The sequence below is a fragment of the Bradyrhizobium sp. SRL28 genome (assembly GCF_018596315.1).
GTDB lineage: Bacteria > Pseudomonadota > Alphaproteobacteria > Rhizobiales > Xanthobacteraceae > Bradyrhizobium.
The window spans coordinates 196,247-222,002 of the sequence record NZ_JAHEAG010000008.1 but is presented as its reverse complement, the minus strand read 5'-3'; the positions used below and the strand labels follow the sequence as shown (position 1 = coordinate 222,002).

Sequence of the window (25,756 nt, the reverse complement as noted above, 5' to 3'; positions counted from 1 at the left end):
CGGGTTGGGCTCTAAGTGCGTACTCGGCGAAGCTGTTGAACGGCACCAGGCATCGGCTCTCCGGTTTCAGCCAGCCGCGCCAGTGCGGCGACGACGTGTTGCGGATGTCGGTGACCGGCGGCCCGGCCATCTTCGGCGGCAGCGCGCGTGATTAAGCGGGTGACCACATGAGTGCCGGCGACGTGAAAGCTCTCGCTGCCCACGAACAGTTGGTGAACGGGCTTGCTACCATTTTGCTACCCAACTCCCTATTACCGGGCGGGAGAAGATGCGACTGCATAAGGCCAGCGGATCGGAAAAGCCCAATAATCAGGGACTTTTTAAAACGGCACGTTACAGGAACGGACGGCTATTCCCGAATTTCAAGACCGGTGCCTTAAACCACTCGGTCACCCTTCCAGCTCAGGAATTTCAGTCGCTCAGCGTAGCGCTGGCCTGAACGCAATGCGAACGTGGCTCCGATGCGTATCCATCCCGCCATTTTGGAAGAAGGCTAGCGGCGAGGGCGCCAATCGGCACGGACTTCGACCAGCCGGCAAATGGAGGACTTCCGGGTCGTGAAGGTCAGTCGGCGGAGACCGCCGATGCATGGTTGTGGCGGCGACAAGCGATGAAGCCGATGCCGGCGAATCCGGGAATAAGCATTGCCCAGGTCGAGAACTCTGAGACCGCCGTGAGAACCTCGATGGTAAAATTCCGGACGCTAGTTCTGGCCGGGATCGCATCGTCCCGGCACCGCTGCCGCCGCTAGGGCGGACGCTTGCTTAGCCGAACACAACAGCCAGAAGGCTCGAGCACAGGAGCACGAAGCTGGCTGTGGTCAGGGCAAGAAATCCGTTGGAGACAATGTCGTGGTTGCGCATGATACACCTACCACTCTGATGCTCGTCCGAATTTATTAAAGCTTTCTGAATCTCTACCAAGCCGTCTGTCCGAAGCCGTGCGGTCCCCCCGAACCGCCGGCCGCTCAAACCTCAAGCTCTGGAACGATAGCCTTCAAATGCGTGTGCAAGGAAAATGCCCGCGCTCACCAAACCCATCACCGCTGTAACCGTCTCGATCATCGCACAAATCCTTCGCGCCCCTGCAATCCACAGAACGGCTCCATCGTTGCACAGTCAAAAAGATTCACAGGCCGGAATCGCAGATCGGCCGTGAGTGATGATTTGCTGCAACAGATTGTCTGAATGGGGCACAGGAACGCTACGACGAACGGCGCATACACAGTGAATCGAGGCGCTGCGCCCGTAAATCAACGGATACGCGAAGCAACCATTCATTCACCACGCGGGAGCAGACCCCATTTCCGCCGTGTTCGGGTTGCGATATCTTCACGACGTGATGCGGAGGTGGGCTGCATCGTGGGGTTAAGGCCGCAACGCTTCAACATAGGCAGTCGGCCGCTGAAAATGGTAATTGGGGCGATGGGGATTCGACGGCCAAAAACGATCGTCCTGGCGGTGCGTGCTACGGTTGCCGTGGCAACGTGCCTTCTCCTTGCCAATTGCGCCTCGTCGGACAAATTCGCCAGCCGCGTCGATCCCAAATACGGCGTCTCCTCGAGCCCTCGTGTGGTGGGATTCGGGGAGCCCGTGCCGAAGGGCGGCGGAACCTACCGCATCGGCAAGCCCTACACCGTCGCAGGCCGGGTCTACGTGCCGGAAGAGGATCCGAACTATCGCGCCGAGGGCATGGCCTCCTGGTATGGCGACGACTTTCACGGCCGGCTGACCGCCAATGGCGAAGTTTTTGATATGACCTCGCTGACGGCGGCCCATCCGACGCTCCCGATCCCGAGCTACGCCCGCGTCACCAACGTCCGGAACGGCAAGTCGCTGATCGTCCGGGTCAACGACCGCGGGCCTTACCACGGCAACCGCCTCATCGACGTCTCGAACAAGGCGGCGGAACTGCTTGAATTCAAAGCGAATGGCGTCGCCAAGGTCCGCGTTGAATATGTCGGCCGGGCGCCACTAGAGGGTTCCGACGACCGCCAGTTGCTGGCAACGCTGCGGACCGGCGAGCCCGCGCCGTCTCCATCCACGGTCCGGGTCGCTTCTGCCCGTCCGTTTGTTCCCGAGATGATGCCGTCGTCCGCGGGCCGGATCCGGGGCGAGGTTCCGATGCCGGAGGGCCGGCCCTATAGCCTCGGCAATACCTCGGCCGACCACGCCTCGATCAATGCGACCTCGGAAATGTCGGCCTCAAGCCGCTCGCGCGGTCGCGCCGCGGAAAACCTGCGCGCCGTGTCCTACGAGAATGAAGCCAACTATGCGGCTCCGAGTCGGGCTTACCTGCCGGTCGATCCGCGGGGCCCAAGCGAAGTCCTCAGCGGGCGCGGGCTGTACTGATAGCGTTTTCAAGCGAAAGCGCGCCCAGGACTTGATCCGGGATGGCGTCGGGTTCGGAAAACGCGTCAAACAGAAAGTTACCCCTTCAGGAACGCGATCAGGGAGGCGTTGACCTCATCGGGCCGCTCCTGCTGGATCCAGTGACCGGCCCCATCGAGAATGAGCTTCTGCCGCAAATTCGGCAGCACACGCTCCATCTCGTTGACCAGCTTGGCGCCGATCAGCCCGGTAATGACGCCATCCTTCGATCCCGCGATGAACAGGGAGGGCTGGTGGATTTGCGCGCCCTGCCACGGCGCGGTCAGCTCCCAGTTGCGGTCGATGTTGCGATACCAGTTCAGCCCGCCCCGGAACCCTGACTGTCGGTAGACCTCCGCGAAAGCGGCTATGTCGGCCTCGCTCAGCCAGTTGGGCAACGGCCGACTCGGATCGGCATCGGCGAGGAAGCCCTTGCCCTCTTGAACATATTGATGGGCCGCCGGATCTGAGAATCCGCGTCCGCCCAGCACGATTCGCATTGTCGCTGCGACATCGCGCTCGAACTCGCCTTCGGCGACGCCCGGAGCCTGAAAATACTGCCAGTAGAAATTGGTGATGCCGTTTTTCCGTAGGGTTTCGAGCGGCAGGCCGCGTCCGCGGGAGGGGGGTGGAACACTGAGGCCAGCGACCTTGGTGAAGACATCGGGCCGGAACATCGCCGCGTGCCAGGCGACCGGCGCACCCCAGTCATGGCCGACAATAACAGCCTGCTTTTCGCCAAGCGCCGCCACCAGCGCGATCATGTCTCCGACATTGTGGAGGATGGTGTAGGCGCCGACGTCCTCTGGCGCGCTGGTCCGGCCGAACCCGCGCATATCGGGGGCGACGACATGGAAGCCGGCTTCCGCGATGGCTCCGATCTGATGCCTCCAGGAGTAGGATAGTTCGGGCCAGCCATGGCAGAGCAGCACCAGCGGACCCTGGCCCTGCTCGACAACAAAGAAGTCCAGCCCGTTGGCGGAAATGGTGCGTGAGGATGGCATCGCGTTTCCGCCCTGTTTTTCGTATCTTATCGGGAAATTGCAGCATCGGCACGATACGTTCCCTCGTCTAGCGCCGCAATCCGATCGACACGGCGGCAAGTAAGGCAAGTCCAAAACCTGTGTTGTTTGCGATACTTCCAACTGTTAGAACGCAGGGATTCAGGACATCGCCGATGGCAGCCGAGACTTCCGTTTCCCGCAAATCCGATGCCGCGGCCATCATCCCGTGGCGCGGCCTGATGGCTGCCGTCCTCGCGCTCGCGGTCGGTTGGGGCGGGGTCGTGTACGCCGCCAACAACAGCGTGCAGGGCGCGCCGAAGAAGGAGGAGGGCGGCTTCGACGGCGACGCGCCGACCGCGATCCTGGTCGAAGCGTCCAGCGGCAGCGTGCTGTTCGAGAAGAGCGCCGACGAACTGCGGGCGCCGTCCAGCATGATGAAGCTGATGACGGTCGAGGTCGTCTTCAACGCCATCAAGGAAGGCAAGATAAAGCTGACGGACGAATACCGGATCAGCGAGAACGCCTGGCGCAAGGGCGGTGCGCCGGCCGGCGGCTCGACCATGTTTGCCATTCTCAACAGCAAGGTGCCGGTGGACGACCTGTTGAAGGGCGCGATCATCCAGAGCGGCAATGATTCCTGCATTGCGCTCGCCGAAGGCATGGCCGGCAATGAGCGGATCTTTGCCGCCGACTTCATGACCAAGCGCGCCCGCGAGCTCGGCATGACGAAGTCGACGTTCGGCAATGCCAGCGGACTGCCTGATCCCGCCAACAGGATGACGGTTCGGGAGCTGGCAAAACTCTCTCGCCACCTGATCCTGACCTATCCCGACATGTACAAATTGTTCGGCGAGAGGGAGTTCATCTGGAACAAGATCCGGCAGCAGAACCGCAATCCGCTGCTGAACACCCTCAACGGCGCCGACGGGCTGAAGACCGGCTACACCAAGGAGGGCGGCTACGGCATGGTCGGCTCGGCCGTACAGAACGACACGCGGCTGATCGTCGTAATCAACGGACTCGAGGATCCCGACGATCGCGCCTCCGAGGCCAAGAAGATGCTGGAATGGGGCTTTCGCAATTTCGAGACGCGCACACTGTTCGCGGCCAACCAGCAGGTCGGCTATGCCAAGGTGTTTGGCGGCGAAAGCCGCTCGGTGAAGCTTGCAAGCCCCGAGCCGATCAAGGTGATGGTGCCGAAGAACGGCAGCGAAAAACTGATCGCGCGCATCGTCTACAACGGCCCGGTGCGGGCGCCGGTGCAGGCCGGCCAGCGGGTCGGTGTCGTCAAGGTATGGCGCGGCGCCAATATCGCGGTGGAGTCGCCCGTCTATGCCGCGGAAGCGATCGGCACCGGCTCGACCATGCGCCGCGCGATCGACGGAGCCAGCGAGCTCGTCATCGGCATGTTCCGCGCGAGCGCAGAGAAGCTCTGAGCATGACCCAGGCAACGCTGCAGCGGCCTTCCGGACGCGGGAAGTTCATTACGTTTGAGGGCGGCGAGGGCTCCGGAAAGTCCACGCAGATCAAGAAGCTCGCCGAGCGTCTTGCGGCGGCGAAGCTGCGCGCTATCGTCACCCGCGAGCCCGGTGGCTCGCCGGGTGCGGAAATCATGCGGCATCTCGTGCTGTCGGGAATGGGCAAGCTGCTTGGACCGGAGGCGGAGACGTTGCTGTTCGCGGCCGCCCGTGACGATCATGTTCGTACAGTGATTCAGCCCGCGCTCGGCCAGGGAACATGGGTGCTGTGCGACCGCTTCTCGGATTCGACCCGCGCCTACCAGGGCAGTCTGGGGCAGGTCTCGCCCATCGTCCTCAACGCCATGCAGCGCGTCACCATCGGCGACCTCAAGCCGGACCTGACCATCATTCTGGATATTCCAGTGGAAGTCGGCCTGCAGCGGGCCGCGGCGCGACGCGGCAGTGGTGTGCCGGATCGTTTCGAGGCGGAAGACCTCCAATTCCATCAGGATTTGCGCGACGCCTACCGGCAGATCGCCGCCGAAGACCCGCAGCGTTGCGTGCTGATCGACGCCAATGCCGATGCCGACGCGGTCGCTGGGCGGGTCTGGACTGCGCTGCGCGAGCATGTGTTCGCGGTCCCAAGCCCGGCGGGGACGGCATGAGCGCACGCAAGACCGAGCAGGAGACGGCGGTCAGGCATCCCCGCACAACGGCCGATCTGTTCGGCCACCGCGAGGCCGAGATGGCATTGCTCAATGCCTATCGCAGCGGGCGCATTCCGCATGCCTGGCTGATCGGCGGTCCGCAGGGCATCGGCAAGGCGACACTGGCCTATCGCATGGCCCGCTTCGTGCTCGCGAACCCTAAGCCCACGGCACCCTCGGTGCAGCGCGCCGAGACGCTTGCGCTCGATCCGGATGACCCGGTCGCGCGCCAGGTCACCGCGGGCGCGCATGGCGGGCTGCTGGTGCTGGAGCGCGGCCTCAACGATCGCGGTGTGATGCGGACCGTGATTACCGTCGACGAAACGCGGGAAACGATTTCGTTCTTCGGCTCGACCGCGGCGGTGGACGGCTGGCGGGTCTGCATCGTCGATACCGTCGACGAACTCAATCCGAACGCCGCCAACGCGCTGCTCAAGATCCTCGAAGAGCCGCCGCAACGATCGCTGTTCCTTCTCGTCAGCCATTCGCCGGCGCGGGCCTTGCCGACGATCCTGTCCCGTTGCCGCAAGCTGCCGCTGCGGCCGCTCGCGACCGACGACGTCATTCGTGCAGCGTCGCGGGCCGCTGACATCGCGCCCGATGATCCAGCGCTATCGGAGGCTGCCGATGCCGCGGAGGGGAGTGTATCCCGCGCGCTGACGCTGCTCGGTGGCGACGCGCTGAAGCTGCAACAGCGGACCGCGGCGCTGCTGGCGACGCTGCCGCAGGTCGACCTGCGCGAGTTGCATGCGCTGGGCGACGCGCTGGGCACCAGCGACCGGGTGGCGCTGGCGGCTTTCATCGACGGCATCGATCGCTGGATTGGCGAAAAGCTGCGCACTGGCGACGCCAACGCGAATCTGCCCCGCCTTGCACGGCTGGCTGAGGTATGGGAAAAGATCGTCCGCGCCGCGCGCGACACCGAATCCTATAATTTGGAGCGGAAACCGCTGGTTTTCTCGGTGTTTGGGATGCTCGCGGAAGCGACGCGGTAACGCTCCGCCTGATAACAATCCCGACAATCGTTGAGTTGAAAAGGAATTCGTGGTGGCGAAGGCTGGAAAGAAAGCTTCGAAAAAGAGCAAGGCGAAGAAGGTCCGCAAATCGCCATCCGCTCGCGCCGGCAAGAAGGCCGCGAAGAAGCGCGCCGCCAAGAAGGGGGCGGCCAAGCGCACGCGCGTCGTGAAGAAGGGCAGCAAGGTTTCGGAGAAGACAGCGAGCAAAACCGCGAAAAAAGCATCCAAGAAAGCGGCGAAGAAGGTCGTTAAGAAGCCGGCCAAGACATCTGCCGGAAAGTCGGCGAAAACGCCTGCAAAGAAAACCGCATCGAAGAAGCGCGCGGTGGCGCCTGAAGCGAAGCCTGAGGTGCAGGTAACGCCCGCGGCAAAGGCTCCAAAGGCCGCCACGCCGCGCGCGAAGCCGGCAGTCGCCGCCCAGCCGGCGGCTGCAGTCGAACGCAACACCTACTTCATCACCACCGCGATCAACTATCCGAACGGCATTCCGCACATCGGCCATGCCTACGAGGCGATCGCGACCGACGCGCTGGCGCGGTTTCAGCGGCTGAACGGCAAGGACGTGTTCTTTCTGACCGGTACCGACGAGCACGGCTTGAAGATGGTGCAGACCGCCGAGAGCGAGGGGCTCAGCGTCGCCGAACTGGCGGCGCGCAACGCCGGCCGGTTCAGGGAGATGGACCAGCGCCTGAACGTGTCGTTCGACCGATTCATCCGCACCACGGAGCCTGAGCATCATCGCTCGGTCCAGGTGGTCTGGAACCGGATGCAGCAGAACGGAGACATCTATATCGATACCTATGCCGGCTGGTACTCGGTGCGTGATGAAGCCTATTACGCCGAGGAGGAAACCGTCCTCGGCGACGACAATGTGCGCCGCGGTCCCCAGGGCTCACCGGTCGAGTGGGTCGAGGAGAAGAGCTACTTCTTCAAGCTGTCCGCATATCAGGACCGGTTGCTGGCGCTTTACGAGAGCCAGCCGGATTTCATCGGACCGGATTCGCGCCGCAACGAAGTCATCAGCTTCGTGAAGGGCGGCCTGAAGGATCTCTCCATCTCTCGCACGACCTTCGACTGGGGCGTCAAGGTGCCGAACGATCCCGAGCACGTGATGTATGTCTGGGTCGATGCGCTGACCAACTACATCACCGGCGTCGGCTTTCCCGATGAAAGCGATGCGAACTGGCGCTACTGGCCGGCGGACGTGCACATTATCGGCAAGGACATCATCCGCTTCCACGCGGTGTACTGGCCGGCATTCCTGATGTCGGCCGGCATCCCCGTGCAGAAGCGGGTCTTTGCGCATGGCTTCCTGTTCAGCAGGGGGGAGAAGATGTCGAAGTCGGTCGGCAATGTCGTCGATCCCTTCAGCCTGGCCGACCAGTATGGCGTCGACCAGATGCGCTATTTCTTCCTGCGCGAGGTGCCGTTCGGTCAGGACGGCAACTACAACCACGAAGCCATGGTCGCGCGCATCAATGCCGATCTCGCCAACGATCTCGGCAATCTGGCGCAGCGCTCGCTGTCGATGATCGCCAAGCAACTCGGCGGCGTGCTGCCCGAGCCTGGCGAGTTCACCGACAACGACAAGGAGATCCTGGCGGAGGCAGATGCCATGCTGGCGGCGTCACGGACCGCGATGGCCACCCAGCAGATCCATCAATGGTTGAACGTGGTGTGGGCCGTCGTCGCCGAAGCCAACCGCTATTTCGCGGGCGAGGCGCCGTGGGCGCTGGCAAAGACCGATCCTGACAGGCAGAAAACCGTGCTGTACGTCACCGCGGAAGTCGTGCGGCAGGTCGCCATCCTGACCCAGCCGGTGATGCCGGATGCGTCGAGCAGGTTGCTCGATAGCCTCGGCATTCCCGACGAGAAGGGGGCACGCGATTTCGCAGCGCTCGGCACGCGGATCAAGGCCGGCGCAACTCTGCCGCCGCCGGTCGGCGTGTTTCCGCGCTACGTCGAACCAAAGGTGGATTGAGCCGTTTGCAAGCCATGCTCGTCGACAGCCATTGCCATCTCGACTTTCCGGATTTTGCCGAGGATCTCGACGGCATCGTCGCGCGCGCCGAGACGGCGGGGATCGGCTGCATCGTCACCATCTCGACCCGGGTCAAGCGACTCGGCGGGCTGCTGGCCATCGCCGAGCGCTTTCCCAACGTTTATTGCTCAGTCGGCACCCATCCGCATCATGCCGATGAGGAAGACGGCATTCCCGCCAGCGAACTGATCGAGCTGACCAGGCACCCGAAGGTCGTGGCGCTGGGCGAGGCGGGGCTGGATTATTTCTATGAGCACGGTTCGCGCGAGGCGCAGGAGCGCGGCTTTCGCGCGCATATCGCCGCCGCGCGCGCCACCGGCCTGCCGCTGGTGATCCATACCCGCGAAGCGGACGAGGACTGCGGCCGCATTCTCGAGGACGAAGTGGCAAAGGGACCGTTCCGCGCGGTGCTGCATTGCTACACCGGCGGGCGCGAACTGGCGATGAAGGCGATTGGTCTCGGACTGTCGATCTCGTTCACGGGCATTTTGACATTCAAGAAGTCGGAAGCCCTGCGCGAGCTTGCCGCCGAGCTGCCGGCCGACCGCATCATGGTCGAAACCGACTCGCCCTATCTGGCGCCCGGCAAGTTTCGCGGCAAGCGCAACGAGCCGTCCTACGTGGTCGAAGTCGCAAAAGTGCTGGCGGAAACGCGCGGCATCTCGCTGGAGGAGATATCGCGGCAAACCACCGAAAACTTCTTCCGCCTGTTCTCCAAGGTGCCGGCGCCGAAGGCCTCGGCATGACGGTGACGCTGACAATCCTCGGCTGCGGCTCTTCGGCAGGCGTGCCGCGTCCGGCTCTCGGCTGGGGCGCCTGCGATCCCAACAACCCAAAAAACCGCCGCCGCCGCTGCTCGCTGTTGGTCGAGCGCACGGGCGCGCACGGCACCACGCGGATCGTGATCGACACCTCGCCTGATCTGCGCGAGCAGTTGATCGACGCCGAGGTCGATCACATCGACGCCGTGTACCTGACCCATGAGCATGCCGACCAGACCCACGGCATCGACGATCTGCGTTCGGTCGTGCTGCACCAGCGCCGGCGCATTCCAGTCTATTTCAACCAATCGACCGCCAAAGACATCATGGCGCGGTTCTCCTATTGCTTCATCTCGCCGGAAGGCAGCGACTATCCGCCCATCCTGACGCGGCATTCGATCGAAGCGGGTGAGAGCCACGAGACTGAAGGGAAGGGCGGCCCCGTAAAACTTTCCGCCTTCCTGGTTCACCACGGCAGGATTCCAGCGCTCGGCTTCCGCGTCGGGGCCGCGGCCTACACGCCCGACCTCCACGACATTCCCGAGGAAAGCTGGCCGGCGTTGGAGAACCTCGACCTCTGGATCGTGGACGGTCTGCGCTATGCCGGCCATCCCAGCCATTTCAGCGTCAATGACGCGCTGTCATGGATTGAGCGCTTCAAGCCGAAGCGCGCCGTCATTACCAACATGCATTCCGACCTCGACTACGAGGTGCTGCGCCAGAGCCTGCCGGCCGGCGTAGTCCCGGCCTATGACGGGATGCGGCTGGAGCTCGGCTAGGACCCGCAGCGCGGGATCCCGGCGACCGTGGCGGGGTCCGGTGCAATCGAGCGCAGATCGACGTCGCGGGCAAGCGCGACATAGTCTTTCGTCTCCGCGGTTCGCAGATAGGTCGTAAAGTAGACCGGACCGTCCGCCAGTTCGCTTGCCTTGCATGCTTGCGGCCGCACCGAGATCGAGATCGAACCTTTCTGGCCCGAGCTTTGGGCCGAGCTTTTCCTGGCGATCAGTTCACTGCGAAAGGCCTTGAGGCGGGCGAGATCGGAATCGTCGATGCGATAGGCGAAGATGTGGCTGTCGACGCCAGCCTCACGCGTGAGCTCAGCGGGTTCAGGCAACTCACGCAGCATGAAGTCGCGTGCTTCCTCCGGCGCGCGTCCGACCTGCACCGCGATCCGCAACGCGACACCATTTGGCTGCGGCCGCAGGGTGCGCGGCAGTTTGATGGCGGCGCGCAGTTGAGCAGGGTCCGAAGTCTCGAAATCGACCCGAGCATATGGCTGCAGCCCGCCATCGCCGACATCATGAGAATGCGCAGGAGACAGTGCAGCAGAAATTTGGAGCTCATGTGAATCAACCATGTTGACGATGATAATTTATCGTAATACGATAATTACATCTCGCGTCAATAGGATTGACCCATGACATCTTTCAACCACTCGGACCGCCTCCAACGCTTCTCCAAGGCAATGGCGACGCTGACCACGCTCGGCATCTTGCTGATCGCCGTCGCCATGATCGCGGTGTTCCTCATTCCCGACTGGACGCGAAACCTCCTGCTCGCGCGACTGGGCCAGGCAGGGCACGATTTGTCATTGTCCCCGGGGCGCCTGATCGCGGCTGCCGCCATCACCGCTGTTCCGGTCGGCGTCTTGCTGTTTGGGCTTTGGCAGGTCCGTGCGTTGTTTCTCAATTTTGCCAACGGTCATGTGTTCACGCTGGCGAGTGCCCGCCTGTTGCGCGATTTTGCCGGGGCTGTGCTGGCGCAGGCCATCCTCGGGCCGGTCTCTTCGACGGCGTTGATGCTCGCGTTCACGCTGAACAATCCGCCGGGCAGCCGCCAGCTTGTTATCGCGCTGTCGGTGCACGACTATCTGGCGCTGATTGTCGGCGGCGTGTTGCTGGCGGTAGCCTGGGTCATGGTGGAAGCCACCCGCATCGCCGATGAAAATGCGTCCTTTGTCTGAGGTGGGATAGCGATGCCGATCATCGTCAATCTCGACGTCATGCTGGCGCGGCGCAAGATGCGCTCGAAGGAGCTCGCCGAACGCATTGGAATTACCGAACAAAACGTCTCGCTGCTGAAGTCGGGCAAGGTCAAGGGCGTGCGCTTCGACACGCTCGCGCTGATTTGCGAAGCGCTGGACTGCCAGCCCGGCGACATTCTGGAATATCGCGATGATGCCGCCGACACCGAGCCCGCCCGTCGCGCCCGCGGCTGATAACTTCGACTAAGAGGTGACACGGCAGGGCCTTCCGCCGAACATCATACCGGCCTATGACGGAATTAGGCTGGTGCTTGAGAACCCGGACAGAAGATCGGTTGCGCAGTGCAAACTCGATCGCAGGCCGCGGAGGAATTTCGATGATTGGCCTGTTCTTTGAAGTCCAGACAAAGCCCGGGCACCGCAATCAATATCTCGATCTTGCGGCCTCGCTGAAACCCGACCTCGAGGCGATGGGCGGCTGCCTTTTCATCGATCGCTTCAGGAGTTTGACGCGGGAGAACCTGCTGCTGTCCTACCAGATCTGGCAGGACGAGGGGGCCCTGACAGCGTGGCGGGCCCATCCCTACCATCATGATGTCCAGACCATCGGCCGCGAGAGGGTCTTTTCGGACTATCGCATCCGCGTCGCCCAGGTCATTCACGAAGCAAGGCCCGGCCAACCGCTCTGGCAGCCCGAGCGGCGCACGCCCTACAACGATCCCGCACGGCGCAAGCCGACCTATATCCTCGCCTCGGAATCTAAGCGTGCCACGCTAGCGGCAGAGACCGAATGGCGCCGCGACGCTTTCGCGAGCGTCTATCGCGACGAGCATTTTGCGCATCTGGTCGATTTACCGGACGATCGAGCCGGCGTCGAATTCGGCTCGCGCCTGTTTGCGGATCCGACAACCCAGTACTTCCGTATCTTCGAGGTCATGCGCGATTATGGAATGTACGAGCGGACCGAAGCGCCGCAGTATTATCCGCCGATAAAGCGAGAGCAGGCCTAGACCCGGGTGGGCAAAGGCGCGTTGGCGACGTGCCCACCATCTATCACCGAGCGTGCTTCTTGATGGTGGGCACGCTTCGCTTTGCCCACCCTACAATCTACGCCGAAATCGCCTTTGCCGAATCCACCTGGTTGCGCAGCAGGAATTTCTGGATCTTGCCGGTGGACGTCTTCGGGATAACTCCGAACACCACCGCCTTCGGCGTTTTGAACCCTGACATGTGGCTGCGGCAGAAGGCGATGATCTCGGCCTCCGTCGCCTTGGCGCCTTCCTTCAACTCGACGAAGGCGCAGGGCACTTCGCCCCATTTCGAATCGGGCTTGGCGACCACGGCCGCAAACAGCACGGCCGGGTGCTTGTAGAGGACGTCCTCGACCTCAACGGATGAGATGTTCTCGCCGCCGGATATGATGATGTCCTTGGAGCGGTCCTTGATGATGACATAGCCGTGCTCATCGAGCACGCCGAGGTCGCCGGTGTGAAACCAGCCGCCGGCGAAGGCTTCTTGCGTGGCCTTCTCGTTCTTCAGGTAGCCCTTCATCACGATATTGCCGCGGAACATCACCTCACCGATGGTTTCGCCATCGCGGGGCACCTCCTGCATGGTCTCGGGGTTGAGTACGGTGACGGCTTCCTCCAGCGGGTAGGGCACGCCCTGCCGGCGTTTCATCTGCGCGCGTTGATCCGCGGGCAAATCGTCCCAGCCCGGCTGTTCGGCACAGACGGAAGCCGGGCCATAGACCTCGGTCAGTCCATAGACATGCGTCAGCTTGATGCCGATGCTTTCGGCGCCTTCTAAGACTGCCACAGGCGGCGCGGCGCCCGCGATCAATCCGACCACGGGACGCGCGGCTTTGCCCTTGGGCGCGCCGGGCGCGTTGATCAGCGTGTTGTAGACGATCGGCGCGCCGCACATGTGGGTGACGCCGTGTTGCGGGATCAGCTCAAAGATCTTTGCCGGATCGACCTTGCGCAGGCAGACATTGATGCCGGCCGAGGCTGCCACCGTCCACGGAAAGCACCAGCCGTTGCAGTGGAACATCGGCAGCGTCCAGAGATACACGGGATGCTGGCCGAGATTGCCGGCCAGAATATTGCTGACGGCATTGAGATACGCGCCCCGGTGGTGGGTCACGACGCCCTTCGGGTTACCGGTGGTGCCCGAGGTATAGCTCAGCGCGATCGCGTCCCATTCATCGCCGGGAAGTCTCGAAACGAACGCCGGATCACCCTGGGTGACCGCCGCTTCGTATTCGAGTTCACCGATCCGCTTGCCGCCCGCAAACGCTGCGTCGTCGACATCGATGACGACGGGTTTTGGGCCCGTCATCAACGCCAACGCTTCCGCGATCACGCCGGAGAATTCGGGATCGACCAGGATGATTTTCGCGCCGCCATGGTCGAGCTGGAAGGCGATCGATGGCGCATCGAGCCGGATGTTCAGCGCATTCAGTACCGCGCCCGCCATCGGTACGGCGAAATGCACCTCGTTCATGGCCGGGATATTCGGCAGCATCGCCGCCACCGTATCGCCGTGGCCAATACCGCGCCCGGCAAGCCAGGATGCAAAGCGCCGGCAGCGTTCGTAGGTCTCCGCCCAGGTAAAGCTGCGGCCTTCATAGACCGTGCTGATGTGATCGGGGTAAACGGCGGCGCTGCGTGCCAGGAAACTCAGCGGCGTCAGCGGCACGTAATTGGCCGGTGTCTTGTCCAATCCGATTGAATACTGGTTTTGGGCTGCACTCATCGGCTTTGTCCCATTTACGTCGTTGACTCTACAAGAACCCGATGGAAATCCACGGGAAGATCGCCACGATAATCAGGCCGACCATCAGCGCCAACAGGTAACCCCAGATCGGCCGGATACCCTCAGCCGGGTCGACGCGCCCGATCGCGCAGGCGGCATAATAGCCTACTCCAAATGGCGGCGCGAATAGCCCGATACCCATCGCGAGAATAACGATCATCGCGTAGTGGACCTCGTGCACGCCCACGGCGCGGGCGATCGGAAACAGCAGCGGCCCGAACAGCACGATCGCCGGAATGCCCTCGAGCGCGCTGCCCAGGATCACGAAGGCCACGATCGACACCGCGATGAACGTCGCCGAGCCACCGGGCAGGCCGGTCATGGCGGCCGCCAGCGTCCGCGAAAAGCCTGATTGCGTGAGGCCCCAGGCCATGCCGGTGGCGCAGCCGATAATCAGCAGAATCGCGCCCGACAGGCACGCGGTCTCCACCAGCATTGGCATGATCCGCCGCCAGTCGAAATTGCGGTAGATCAAGAGGCCGTAGATCAAATAGCCGACGATGAAGGCATAGACGATGCCGATGGTGGAAACCTCGGTCGCGGTCGCAATGCCTTCCACCACGGCGTAGCGGATCACGAACGGCAGCGCGATGGCGGGCAGGGCGATGGCGAACGCGCGGACGACCTCGCCGGCGCTTGCCCGCGTAACGTGCCGCAGATCCTCGTTCCGGTAACGCCACCACACCAGCGCCGACAGCGTGATCGCCAGCACCAGGCCCGGCAACAGGCCGCCGGTGAACAGCGCCGCGATCGACACGCCCGTGAGCGAGCCGATGGTGATCAGCACGAGGCTCGGCGGAATGGTCTCGGTCTGCGCGCCCGTGGCAGAGAGGAGGGCGACCAGATCGCCCGGCTTGGCGCCCCGCGCCTTCATCTCGGGAAACAGCACGGGCGCCACGGCGGCCATGTCAGCGGCCTTCGAGCCCGAAATGCCCGACACCAGATACATCGCACCGACCAGCACGTAATGCAGTCCGCCGCGGACATGGCCCAAAAGGCTCGCCAGAAACGCCACCATGGCGCGCGCCATGCCGGTCATCTCGATCAGCAGGCCCAGGAAGACGAACAGCGGCACCGACAGCAGAATGAGGTGGCTCATGCCCTCGTCCATGCGGCCGACCAGCACCATCAGCGGCGTGCCCGTGGTCAGCGCCAGATAGCCGTAGGTCGCAAGCCCGAACCCGAACGCAATCGGTACGCCGGCAAAGACGCAGAAGCCGGCGACGCCGACAAAGAAGATGATCAGATTGAGATTGCCGAGCGGCTTGAGCGAGCCCCTGAGCAGCCAGAAGATCGCAATGACAAGTGCGACCGACAGGATCGCAGCCACCATGGTCCGGACGTTGCCCGATCGGGCCAGCCGCAGGAAGGCAAACAGCGCCATCAGGCCGATGCCGACCGGCAGCGCTGCGGCACGCCAGATATTGGTGATCTGCAGCGCCGGCGTGGTGATGTAGCTTTCCTCGTAGGCGTATTCCCAGGCCGGCCAGGCGATCAGAATGAGAAACGCCAGCGCTGCTACCGTCGCCACCAGATCGAGATAGGCGCGCATGGCGGGCTTCGCGCTGGCAACCACCGCCGTCATCCGCATGTGCTCGGCGCGGCGGAATGCGACCGCGGCACCCAGCATGGCGAGCCACAGGAACAGGATCGAGGCCAGTTCGTCCGACCAGATCAGCGGTTGGTGCAGCGCATAGCGCGCCACCACGCCGGCGAACAGGATGACGATTTCGGCGATGACCAGCAGCGCGGCCGGAATCTCGACCAACATTCCCAAAGCATGTTCGATCGACGCCAGCACCTGATGGCGGCGAGGGGACTGAGCCACCTCACCGCCATCAGCTTCGGTCATTTCGGCATGAGCCATAACGGCTTGCACTTCTTGTTTGACGCGTTTTCTTCACGCGAACCGGTGTCCACTTCGCTCGAAAACGCTATGCGTTACGACAGCTTGCCGACGGACTTTTCGAGCAGCTCCCAGGCCTGGTCGCCGTATTTACCTTTCCATTCCGCGTAGAAGCCGGCAGCGCGGAGCTTGTCGCGGAACGGCGTCACGTTGGGCTGGTTGAAGGCGAGGCCCTTGCCGGCCAGTTCCTGCTGCAGCCCGGCGTTCAGCTTGGCAACATCCTCGCGCTCCTTGACGGCCGCTGCATTGATGTTCTTGGCAACGATGGTCCTGACGTCCTCCGGCAGCTTCTCCCAGGCGCGGCGGTTCGCCAGGAACCAGAAGCCGTCCCACATATGGTTGGTCAGCGAGCAGAACTTCTGGACTTCATACAGCTTCGCCGTCGAGATGATCGCCAGCGGATTTTCCTGGCCCTCGACGATCCTGGTCTGCAGCGCGGAGTAAACTTCGCTGAAATTGATCGAGGCGGGCGCTGCATCGAATGCCTTGAACATCGACGTCCAGAGCGGCGACACCGGTACGCGGATCTTGAAGCCCTTGAGGTCATCAGGGCCATTGATCGGCTTGGTCGACGATGTGGTCTGGCGGAAGCCGTTGTCCCAGATCTTGTCCATCACCACGAGGTTCGCCTTGGTGATCTCGCCACGGATATGGGTGCCCAGGCCCCCGTCCATGGCCTTCCAGACCGTGTCGTAATCCGGGAACGCAAAGCCGATGCCGCTGATGGACGCCGCCGGCACCAGTGTCGCCAAAATCAGCCCGGACAACGTGAAGAATTCGACGCCGCCCGACCTGATCTGGCTCAGCATGTCGGTATCGGAACCGAGCTGGTTGTTCGGAAAGATCTGCAGGTCGAACCGGCCATTGGTCTCGGCCTTGATCGCCGCCGCCATTTCCTTGGCGCGGGCGTTCAAGGGATGACCATCAGGAAGGTTATTGGCGTACTTGTAGGTAAACTCGGCGGTCTGGGCCCGCGCCACCAGCGGCGCGCCGATGCCGCCCAAAACCGCTGACGCAGCGGATGCTTTGAGAAGCGTGCGTCGTGAAAAACTCATTGGGTTCTCCCTTGAGGATTGTTGTTCTTGCGATGACCCGATGTCGCGAGTCATCTGCGTACTCGCGCGCTTATTGCAGCGTCCGCACGCGGCGGCAACACAGGCTTTGGCGGGTCAGGATTGCTTGGCCAAACGAACGCCCGTATAGCTGCCAGGCTGGCTTGGTTTGCTAGAAGATCCTTCTAAATATCTGATCTAATTGTAGATATAGATATTCCATAATATACCTTATGCGAATTCGTGATATTCATCGGAGCCAGCCTGTTACGCCTCGCCGTGCCTTGTGCTCCGCATACGGCTTGAACTCCCGGGTGGCTGCCGCCTGGTACCGATCACGTCGACGCGCCGTCCACCTGCCCGGAAATGAACGAGAACACACTGCCACTGCCGGCTCCGCCCTGCCTGTGCCGCCAGGATTGAGGGCCGCACGATGCCACTCGAGTGTTTCTCGGGATCTGTGTGCCAGTTCATAAAGTCCAAATCATTTCGGATATAAAGGATCAAGCTTCCGGAGGGTCCTTCCATGGCGCGCTCGTTCGGTGGCGAAACCTCATCCAGCGGCGGACGGGTTTTTTCGGGAATTTGCGCATTGGCCGTTGCTGCGTCGCTGTCGGGCCTTGCGACCCTGGCCATCAGTTGCGCGCCGACCTTTGCACAGGGCGCAGTAACCTACCTGGACCAAGGTTGGACCGACGCTGAGAAGCAGTGGTGGTATACCGCCTCGCAAGGCTCGCGCTTAGTGCCCCTGTCTTGGTTGACGGCCCTCGAGCAGAGGGACAGCACAGACAAGTTCCTGTCCGACGCTAACGTCAGAAAGCTCGGCTACTTGCCGGACGGGACAACCGGAAGCGCGTTGCCGCTCGGATTCGTGGTTGATCAGGGGCCTGCCCCGGATGGCAGCCAGAAACCGTGGGTCGGCATGACCTGTGCCGCCTGCCACACCGGCGAGTTCACTTACGGTCAGCATCGGGTCCGGCTCGACGGTGCGCCGACGCTTGCAGATTTCCAGAGCCTGATGGAGGAGCTGCTCGCGTCCTTGGCCGCGACACGGGCCGATCCGCAGAAGCTTGATCGCTTCGTGAGTGCGGTACTGGGCACCAGCCCTTCGGCGCCGGACCGTGCAACGCTCATTGCCGACCTCGACCGGCAGATTGTCTGGTTCACGCGATTGGCGGCGAAGAATGCCGCGCCCATCCGCTACGGACACGGCCGGCTTGATGCGCAGGGGCATATCCTGAACAAGATCGCGCTCAGCGTTGGCGCCGCCGAGCCTTTGATTCACTTTCCCTCCGATGCGCCGGCGAGCTACCCGTTCCTGTGGACCACTCCCCAGCATGCACCCGCCGTGCAGTGGAATGGCATCGCGCCGCAGCCCCTCGGGGATCAAATTTTCAATGGCAAGACGTTTGATTTCGGCGCCATGTTGCGCAACACAACGGAATTGATCGGTGTCTTTGGTTCATTGGATGTCAACATTGTGCCAGGCAAGGACGGTTACGATTCGAGCCTGCGCTTTGAAAACATGATCGACCTAGAGAACCTCGTAAAGCGTCTGAAGTCGCCGCGCTGGCCGCAACAACTCCTGCCGCCAATTGACGCTAACCGGGCCAACGAAGGCCGCGCGCTCTACGCGAAGCACAAGTGCAACGATTGTCACACCGTTCTCGATCCCGCGACTGAGCTTGAGACAAAATTTACGATCACCATGACCGGACTCAAAGATATCGGCACTGACATCTGGCTTGCCTGCAATGCCTACCTGCACGAGTCGAAGTCTGGCCTGCTTGAAGGTCGTCCAGGCCTGTTCGACACAATTGCAGATGTGGGCCTTACGTTTAACCTGCTCATCAACATGAGCTCTAACATGATCGCCCGAGCGCGGCAGACTCCCTCTTCCGAGCCGGCAATGAATGCCCACCGCAATCTGCGCAGGGGCGGTCTCGTTGCCACAGCTGCCGCTCCGGCCGTCGCCGGCGCACCAGAGTACGACGATCCCGTTAAGGCGCAGCGCGCGCAACGTTGCCGCACCGACACCGATCCAATTCTCGCCTACAAGGCGCGGCCGCTGAATGGCATCTGGGCCACGGCCCCCTATCTGCACAACGGATCTGTGCCCACGCTCTACGAGCTTCTGCTGCCGCCGAACCAACGCAAGACGACGTTCTGGGTCGGCGGCACGCAGTTCGACCCGAACGACGTCGGTTTCAAATCCAACCCGGGCGATGGGCCCTTCGAGTTTCGCGTGCGTGATGCGAACGGAAAGATCATACCGGGCAACGACAATGGTGGCCACGATTACGGGGCCGCCAGCATGACCAACGAGGAGCGCCGCGCACTGGTTGAATACCTTAAGACGCTATAGCGGTGCCCGAGCCGATATCAAACCGGCACCTTGCGCCATATCAAGCAGTACAAGGCTCATTGATCAGGCTTTTTCCGCGTCTCCGCCCGCCTCCAGCCAACCCTTGAAGCCGCCGAGATTGCGTACGTTCGAATAACCCATTTGCTTGAGGGTCTTGCCGACGAGCGCTGAGCGTCCACCTGAAGCACAATACGCGATCACCGTCTTGGCGCGGCGGTGGCGAGATTAGCCGTCCGTCCCCGTCAGCCCCAATTGCATCTCGGCCGGTGCCAGAGCCGGGAGGACCGCGCGGCGGTCGGACAGGACGACGCGGTTACGTCCCTGCCCCTTGGCTTGATAAAGCGCTGCGTCGGCGGCGGCGACCAGGGCATCGCCTCTGGCGACATGGAGCGGCATCGCCGCAACGCCGATCGACGCGGTGATGCGGTTCAGCGGCGCGCCGTTGGGGATGGCGACCTCCATGGCACGTACCGCTTCGAGCACCGCGAGCGCGCGCGCCTGCGCCACGTCCACGCTGGCGCCCGGCAGCAGCATCAGGAATTCCTCGCCACCGAAGCGGCCGACGATGTCGGTCTTGCGGATGGTTTTCAGCAGGACCTGGCCGAGTTCACGCAAGACGGCGTCGCCCGCCTCGTGGCCATAGGTGTCGTTGATCCGCTTGAAGTGATCCACGTCGAGAATTGCGACCGCCACCGGCTCACCGCTGCGGGCGGCACGGCCGGTCTCGCGTGTCAGCGCGTCCTCGAGGAAGCGGCGGTTGTAAAGCCCCGTAAGCTGATCGCGGATCGCCTGGCTGCGCAATTGCTCGCGCAGGTCCAGATTGGCGAGCGCAAGCGACACCTGCTCGGCCAGCATGGTGGCGAGTTGGTCGGCGCCCTCGGCAAAAGCCGGTCCGTAGGCTTCGCGATAGAGCAGTCCCATGAGATTATTTTGCGCAACCAGCGGCTGACAGACATACCCGCTATGGGTCTCCCGGCAAGCGGCGTGACCGCACACGAGGCCCTGGCTGGCGGGCGAAATCGGGAACGTGGTCCCTCGCCGCAATGCCCAGCAATCTTCCAACGGGAACGACGTCACAGCAGACGTCAGTTCGCCCCAGTGCGGGCCGCGCGTCACGCCGTCGCGCGTTTCGTTCATCAGATAGAGCGCCCCCGCCTCCTCCGGGAACAGAAAGCCGGCGTAGTTCTGGACCGCAGCGAAGATTTCATTCGGCGCCTGGCAGGATTGCAGGACGCCACTGAGTTCGGTCAATAATACGATCTCCTTGCCGCGGATTTCCGAAGCCTGGAGCGACGACGTCAGCCTTGCATTCGACTCCTGCAGTTCGCGCGCATGCTCGCGGCGCTCGGCGTCCATCAGCATCACGTCGGTCTTGTCCCGGACCACCCACAGAATTTCGCCGGCGCCGCTGCGGCTGCCGGCCGCCAGCGGCTTGCCATAGACGTCGATCAGGAGGGTCGATCCGTCTTTTCGGCGCAAGTGCAATTCGGCCTCGGTCGCCATGGCGCTGTCGCGGATCGTCGTCAGCGCTGCACCGAACGCTGCGCTGTCAGCTTCGCTCGCCAGCAGGGAATCGACCTTACTGCCCGGCAAATCGTCGGGTGAGGCGCCACAGAATTCAGCCATCCGCCGGTTTCCGCGAAGGATGCGGCGTCCTTCGGTGAACATGATTCCAGCGAGCGGATTGTCGACCAGCGCGCGCTGCTCGGCGTCGAGCGCGTTGAGATTGCCCGACAACTGGCGCGAACGCAGGCCAATGACGGTGAGCAGTGCCATCAGCAGGCTGATGACGACCCCGCTCGCCAGCACCAGATTGGACACCAAACGATCGACTTCATAGATCGAACCCGGACGCGCGCTGAACACCACGCGCCAGACCCGCTCTCCCACGACGAGCGACCGGTCGGCGGCAATGCCGGCGGACTCGGCGACCTGCGAGACCAGGTTCAGATTGGGTTCAAGGCTGTTGTACATCAGCGTTGCGGCGCCTGACGGATCTTCCGGCTCGCCGCTCAACGTGCCTTCGGTCTGCTTGGCGTAGCCGCGATCGACGATCTGCACCTGCATTTGCTGCAGCGTACGCGGATCGAGAACGCCGCGCATCAAATCGTTCATGCGGTAGACCGAGGCCACAAAACCGCGCAACGCCGCGACGCGCTGCGAGGTGGTTTGAGCCGGCTCTCCGATCCGGTAGATCGGGGCGCGAAGGATGAAGCCAAGGCCGCCTGACGTATCCTGCACCAGCTTGACCGGAGGGGTCGCAACGATCCGTCCGGTTTCAGCCGCGCGGCGCAGCGAATCGAGCTGGGCTGGATTGGCGCCCGCATCGAAACCGAGCGCATCCTCGTTGCCTCGCATCGGTTCGACAAACTCGACTACGTTGTAGGAAGCACGCTTGCCCGGCGGGCGCACCGTGAACTCGGGTTGTCCGCTGGCATCGATGCTGTTGTCGCCGCGCATTTCGGCCACGAAGGCATCGAGCCTTTCAGGCTCGACCTTGCGCAGCGATTGCAGCGCCTGGAAACCAGGGTAGCGTCGCGCTAGATCGAGCACGTCGATATAGCGGCGGAACTGGGCGCGATCGACCCGACCAATCGAGGCGTGCAGCCCTTGCATGCTGACCAGCACTTCGGCATGGGTGCGCAGGCGATCGCCGATGGCGGTCGAGATGTCGGCGGCATCCGCGCTGAAGCGGCGCTGCATGTCGGCTGCGATCATCCGTTCCGACAGCATGCGCGCTGCAAATGTCACCGCCAGACCGGAAATCAAAATGACGCTTGCGGCGACAATCGTCCTTCCATTTGCTGACGCCAGCACCCCACGCAATACCGTCATTTCGCAAAATCCTTAACCATGCACAGCGCCATGCGGGGCGCGAAAATTACCCTCCTGATATCCGGTGAGAATTGAGATTCAGTTTCAGCAACTTGGTTAGCTTTGGGTTGGCGCAGTTCGAACCATTCGAGCTATTTCCCGCTGAACCGCGGCTTGCGGCGCTCGAGAAACGCCGCGACGCCTTGTGATCCTCGGTCATGCTCGCCAGCGCAAACTGGTCGACATCCATATGGCTGGCGAAATCGTCGAGCGCGTGCGCCAGGCGGTTGACGGCCAGCTTGGTCATGGCGACCGAGAGCGGCGGCGACCGGCGACCTTGGCGGCGAGCGCCATCGCGGCGTCGAACGCCTTGCCGGGAAAGGCCACCTCCTCCACCAGCCGCCATTCATAGGACTCGGCGGTCGCGATGCGGCTGTTCAGCCGAAATCTACCCCGCGATGGTGGCCCATGTGCGAGGGCCAACAATGCCATCCGGGACCAGTCCATGGTCACGCTGGAATTGCCTGACGGCGGCTTCCGTAGCAGCATCGAAAGTCCCATTCACTGGCACACCGACCGCCGTTTGGATGGTCTCAACTGCCTTGCCGGTATCACCGCGTCTCAAGGTGGGGCGGTTTGCCGAGTCCGTCGGGGGGATTATCGTTGGCGCCGGAGCGATTCCGGCCATGATCGCGCTGACCTGTGACCGAAAATCAGTCATGTCGAATGTCGGGTCAGGCTTGCGGTGCATTGGCAGAGCGTACTCCTTGTGACCACAGCACATGATTGCATTGGCCCTGATTTTCTTCAGGATCGCCGCAACGCCTCTGCGATAGGCGTCCATTTGCACCGCTGGCCAGGGATCGGCTTTGTCCCCGGAAAGGTGACCCGTATTCTCGGCTTCGATGCCGATAAAATTCGTATTTCCAGCTGTGAAGCCCTGCCAATTGCCGCGTCCGGCATGGTTGCAGCGGCCGGCCGCGACGACAAAATATGTGCCGTCGCGTCCAAGGCAAAGTTGCGCCAGCGGGCCCGGTAGATCCCGCCTCCCATTGGTCACAATCCCAAGGCTCGGCATATTCCCTGTTTTAGCGCCAGCCGTGTGATGGCACATTACACCTTTGATCGGCCCGACATCGCCGCGGCCGCGAGTGCGCCATCCCGGCTGCTCCGCTACTTTGAGGCCGGCGTCTAAAAGGACTTGTGGTAACCAGGTCAATGAAAAGGGCATCATCCTCTCCTCATAAGGACGCAAATACTCCTCATGGAAGCACGCAGAACCGTGCTCCATTTTGCATGTCGATGCCTACGGCTATGCTCGCCCTTCCACACCGCCTCGTGCCGCCGGCAGCGCTTCGTCAGGCGTGGATTCGCTGTCGCTGAATTCGACGTCGCAACCGCAACTATCTACGTGATCTTCTTCGTGGACGGGCGAAGCTTTCGCTCTAGCGGAGACCTTTCTGGTCGGCTTTTTGCGCTTAGCTTTGCTTGCCCCTTTGCTGCGGGCTTTCGACTTGCTTGCACTTTTCGCCAATTTTCCCTCCCCGACATCAGGAAGAACACATCGATAAAAAATGAAGAGCGCGAATAAATTACGTCCGTGCCTTGGTACCTTCCGGAAGCAAGGACTGATCTAGAAATCGATGATAGTTGCGGCTGCGACGTTGGTCAATGCAAGGTTGATCCTCGTTGACGGGTGTTGGAGCGATCTGGTCGGCGAAGCGCCAGTATCGAAATGCCAACGCTGCCACGGCAAGCCGGCCGACGACGCTCTGATCCGAGCGGCCAGCGTGTGACAGCCGTAGCCACAGCTACCTTCCCCTGAACCGCGGCTTGCGTCTTTGCAGGAATGCCTCGACCCCTTCCTTGTGATCCTCGGACATGCTCGCCAGCGCGAACTGGTCGACATCCATGTGACTGGCGAGATCGTCGAGCGCGTGGGCCAGGCGGTTGACGGTCAGCTTGGTCATGGCGACCGACAGCGGCGGCTGGGCGGCGACCTTGGCGGCAAGCGCCATCGCGGCGTCGAACGCCTTGCCGGGTTCAGCCACCTCCTCCACCAGACGCCATTCGTACGCCTCGGCGGCTGAGATGCGCTGGTCGGCCAGGATCACGGCCTGCTTGGTGCGGGCCGGTCCTATCAAATGCAGCATGCGCGGCACGCTCTGCCAGCTCATGTTCATGCCAAGGCCGATCTCGGGCACGCGCATATGGGCGTCTCTGGCCATCACGCGGAAATCCAGCGCGACGGCCAGCGCCACGCCGCCGCCTACGCAAAATCCTTCAATGGCGCCGATCGTGATCTGCTCCATGTCCTGCCAGGCCCGCGTCAGCCGCGGTCCAAGTTTCAGGTGCCGGCGCAGCGCACCGAGATCCATGGACTTGCGGGACCGGCCTTCCGGATCCTTCAGGTCGAAACCCGCGGTGAACGATTTGGCGCCGCCGGTCAGCACCACGACCGAGGTCGCGCCGTCATCCTCAAAACTGCGAGCGGCGTCCGTGAGCTGGCGCAGCGCCTCCGGCGACATCGCATTGATGCCATCGCCGCGGTCGAAACGCACGACCGCGATGCGGCCATCCGGTCCGAGGCCTTTTTCAATCTTCACAAATTCGGCCAACGCATTGCCTCCCTACCCATCATTTTCCCGAAGTCTAGCCGAGAAACGGGCTTGGGGCTGCAGCCAGCGTGTCGATTTACAGATGACCCGTGCGATGGTGCTCCGGCTTGCCGCCGGGCACCGGGAAACGGATCGTGGTGCCGAGCGTGATCCAGTTGGCGTTCTCGCCCGAGATGTTGCGGCCGTAGATCAGGTCGACCGAGAAAATCTCGTTCGGCCGGTAACGCACGCCGGTCTGAAACCGCGGCTGGACCACGCTCGGCGTGTCCGATTGGCCCGCCTGCCCAAAGGCTTCGATGGTCCACTGCAAGGTTTCCGTGAACTTCCAGTCGAAGCCGATTCCATACGTCAGAAAATGGCGATCGACGCTGCGGTCCCACAGCCAGCCGCCATTGAAATTGAGGCGCATGGTTTCGTTGAGCCGGAACGTCGCGGGGATCACGGCAAAGGCCGAGGCGTGTTCGCCGGTCAGCGCATCGAAACCTCCGCCGGCGTAGAACGAGATGCCAAGCCTGCCGACCCCAGTTGGCGCAATGTTCGTCTTGGCTTTTGGCTGGATCGTGGAACCCCATTCGCCATCGCTGCGCGCGCGGCTGGTGAACATGCTCAGCTCAAAGGGCTTGAACGCATTGACCACGCAGGATGGATTGGCGACCGCCGTAAAATCGGTGTTGGATGCCGACGACAACCAGCTCTCGATCTTGCACGAGCCGGCCTCGCCAATGTCGGCCGCATCGACCGCATAGGCGCCATTCGCCGCCCGCGCCTCTCCGGCCGGAAGCCAGGCTAAAATGGCCGCCGCGACCGCTATTGCCAAGCACCCTGCCCTGATCCCCATC

Annotated in this window: 20 protein-coding genes and 3 pseudogenes; 11 read left to right on the top strand and 12 right to left on the bottom strand. The window is 62.6% G+C overall.

Annotated elements, in window-relative coordinates:
* Position 1: 1 nt before the first annotated feature.
* Positions 2 to 139, bottom strand: a pseudogene (locus KIP88_RS46555) (SOS response-associated peptidase); the annotation flags it as partial.
* Between the two features lie 1,285 nt (positions 140 to 1,424).
* Here KIP88_RS46555 and KIP88_RS19645 point away from each other — a divergent pair.
* Positions 1,425 to 2,351: a septal ring lytic transglycosylase RlpA family protein gene (locus tag KIP88_RS19645; protein ID WP_214489594.1), complete on the top strand. Its 927-nt coding sequence runs from the start codon at positions 1,425 to 1,427 to the stop codon at positions 2,349 to 2,351.
* Between the two features lie 77 nt (positions 2,352 to 2,428).
* Here KIP88_RS19645 and KIP88_RS19640 read toward each other — a convergent pair whose 3' ends face one another.
* The gene (locus KIP88_RS19640; RefSeq protein ID WP_214489593.1) at positions 2,429 to 3,373 is read right to left on the bottom strand and encodes an alpha/beta fold hydrolase; all 945 of its coding nucleotides are present in this window, start codon (positions 3,371 to 3,373) and stop codon (positions 2,429 to 2,431) included.
* A 173-nt stretch (positions 3,374 to 3,546) separates the two neighbouring features.
* Here KIP88_RS19640 and KIP88_RS19635 point away from each other — a divergent pair, with 173 nt between their 5' ends.
* The 6 genes from KIP88_RS19635 to KIP88_RS19610 are packed head-to-tail and all read left to right on the top strand — an operon-like array spanning position 3,547 to position 10,137.
* On the top strand, positions 3,547 to 4,809 hold the full coding sequence (locus tag KIP88_RS19635; protein WP_214489592.1) for a D-alanyl-D-alanine carboxypeptidase family protein: 1,263 nt from the start codon (positions 3,547 to 3,549) through the stop codon (positions 4,807 to 4,809).
* Positions 4,810 to 4,811: 2 nt separating this feature from the next.
* Positions 4,812 to 5,498, top strand: coding sequence for a dTMP kinase (gene tmk / locus KIP88_RS19630; RefSeq protein ID WP_214489591.1), 687 nt, complete (start codon positions 4,812 to 4,814; stop codon positions 5,496 to 5,498).
* A complete protein-coding gene (locus KIP88_RS19625) occupies positions 5,495 to 6,535 on the top strand; it encodes a DNA polymerase III subunit delta' (RefSeq protein WP_214489590.1) in 1,041 nt (346 codons plus the stop codon). Before tmk ends, KIP88_RS19625 begins: the two co-directional genes overlap by 4 nt.
* A gap of 52 nt (positions 6,536 to 6,587) precedes the next feature.
* Positions 6,588 to 8,537 (top strand): methionine--tRNA ligase, encoded by a 1,950-nt coding sequence (gene metG, locus KIP88_RS19620; protein WP_214489589.1) that lies wholly within the window; start codon positions 6,588 to 6,590, stop codon positions 8,535 to 8,537.
* 14 nt (positions 8,538 to 8,551) lie between these two features.
* Complete coding sequence (locus tag KIP88_RS19615; RefSeq protein ID WP_214489632.1) at positions 8,552 to 9,343, top strand: TatD family hydrolase; 792 nt, start codon at positions 8,552 to 8,554, stop codon at positions 9,341 to 9,343.
* Positions 9,340 to 10,137 carry an MBL fold metallo-hydrolase gene (locus tag KIP88_RS19610; protein ID WP_214489588.1) on the top strand — a complete coding sequence of 266 codons (798 nt, stop codon included), beginning with the start codon at positions 9,340 to 9,342 and terminating at the stop codon, positions 10,135 to 10,137. The genes KIP88_RS19615 and KIP88_RS19610 overlap by 4 nt, the downstream gene beginning before the upstream one ends.
* Here KIP88_RS19610 and KIP88_RS19605 read toward each other — a convergent pair.
* Complete coding sequence (locus tag KIP88_RS19605; RefSeq protein ID WP_214489587.1) at positions 10,134 to 10,718, bottom strand: hypothetical protein; 585 nt, start codon at positions 10,716 to 10,718, stop codon at positions 10,134 to 10,136. The two genes, KIP88_RS19610 and KIP88_RS19605, sit on opposite strands and share 4 nt — an antisense overlap.
* A gap of 60 nt (positions 10,719 to 10,778) precedes the next feature.
* Between KIP88_RS19605 and KIP88_RS19600 the strand changes: the two genes are divergently transcribed.
* From KIP88_RS19600 to KIP88_RS19590, 3 genes are all read left to right on the top strand, one after another.
* Positions 10,779 to 11,324, top strand: coding sequence for a DUF2975 domain-containing protein (locus tag KIP88_RS19600; protein WP_214489586.1), 546 nt, complete (start codon positions 10,779 to 10,781; stop codon positions 11,322 to 11,324).
* 12 nt (positions 11,325 to 11,336) lie between these two features.
* Positions 11,337 to 11,579, top strand: coding sequence for a helix-turn-helix transcriptional regulator (locus KIP88_RS19595; protein WP_214489585.1), 243 nt, complete (start codon positions 11,337 to 11,339; stop codon positions 11,577 to 11,579).
* A 143-nt stretch (positions 11,580 to 11,722) separates the two neighbouring features.
* Positions 11,723 to 12,355 (top strand): antibiotic biosynthesis monooxygenase, encoded by a 633-nt coding sequence (locus KIP88_RS19590; protein ID WP_214489584.1) that lies wholly within the window; start codon positions 11,723 to 11,725, stop codon positions 12,353 to 12,355.
* Between the two features lie 97 nt (positions 12,356 to 12,452).
* Here KIP88_RS19590 and KIP88_RS19585 read toward each other — a convergent pair whose 3' ends face one another.
* From KIP88_RS19585 to KIP88_RS19575, 3 genes are all read right to left on the bottom strand, one after another.
* A complete protein-coding gene (locus KIP88_RS19585; RefSeq protein WP_214489583.1) occupies positions 12,453 to 14,102 on the bottom strand; it encodes an acyl-CoA synthetase in 1,650 nt (549 codons plus the stop codon).
* A gap of 28 nt (positions 14,103 to 14,130) precedes the next feature.
* The gene (locus KIP88_RS19580; protein WP_214489582.1) at positions 14,131 to 16,029 is read right to left on the bottom strand and encodes a TRAP transporter large permease subunit; all 1,899 of its coding nucleotides are present in this window, start codon (positions 16,027 to 16,029) and stop codon (positions 14,131 to 14,133) included.
* 74 nt (positions 16,030 to 16,103) lie between these two features.
* Positions 16,104 to 17,123, bottom strand: coding sequence for a TRAP transporter substrate-binding protein (locus KIP88_RS19575; protein WP_214489581.1), 1,020 nt, complete (start codon positions 17,121 to 17,123; stop codon positions 16,104 to 16,106).
* 523 nt (positions 17,124 to 17,646) lie between these two features.
* Here KIP88_RS19575 and KIP88_RS19570 point away from each other — a divergent pair.
* Positions 17,647 to 19,485 (top strand): di-heme-cytochrome C peroxidase, encoded by a 1,839-nt coding sequence (locus tag KIP88_RS19570; protein WP_214489580.1) that lies wholly within the window; start codon positions 17,647 to 17,649, stop codon positions 19,483 to 19,485.
* A 63-nt stretch (positions 19,486 to 19,548) separates the two neighbouring features.
* On the opposite strand, the pseudogene KIP88_RS19565 reads toward KIP88_RS19570, so the two are convergent.
* The 6 genes and pseudogenes from KIP88_RS19565 to KIP88_RS19540 all read right to left on the bottom strand — a co-directional run.
* Positions 19,549 to 19,692: pseudogene (locus tag KIP88_RS19565) on the bottom strand (rhodanese-like domain-containing protein); the annotation flags it as partial.
* Positions 19,693 to 19,710: 18 nt separating this feature from the next.
* Complete coding sequence (locus KIP88_RS19560) at positions 19,711 to 22,320, bottom strand: diguanylate cyclase (RefSeq protein ID WP_214489579.1); 2,610 nt, start codon at positions 22,318 to 22,320, stop codon at positions 19,711 to 19,713.
* Between the two features lie 131 nt (positions 22,321 to 22,451).
* Positions 22,452 to 22,716: pseudogene (locus KIP88_RS46550) on the bottom strand (enoyl-CoA hydratase/isomerase family protein); the annotation flags it as partial.
* A 31-nt stretch (positions 22,717 to 22,747) separates the two neighbouring features.
* Positions 22,748 to 23,530: an N-acetylmuramoyl-L-alanine amidase gene (locus KIP88_RS19550; RefSeq protein WP_214489577.1), complete on the bottom strand. Its 783-nt coding sequence runs from the start codon at positions 23,528 to 23,530 to the stop codon at positions 22,748 to 22,750.
* 580 nt (positions 23,531 to 24,110) lie between these two features.
* Positions 24,111 to 24,917, bottom strand: a complete 807-nt coding sequence (locus KIP88_RS19545) for an enoyl-CoA hydratase/isomerase family protein (RefSeq protein ID WP_214489576.1) — start codon at positions 24,915 to 24,917, stop codon at positions 24,111 to 24,113.
* Between the two features lie 76 nt (positions 24,918 to 24,993).
* Positions 24,994 to 25,728, bottom strand: coding sequence for a hypothetical protein (locus KIP88_RS19540; protein ID WP_374226483.1), 735 nt, complete (start codon positions 25,726 to 25,728; stop codon positions 24,994 to 24,996).
* Between the last annotated feature and the right edge of the window lie 28 nt (positions 25,729 to 25,756).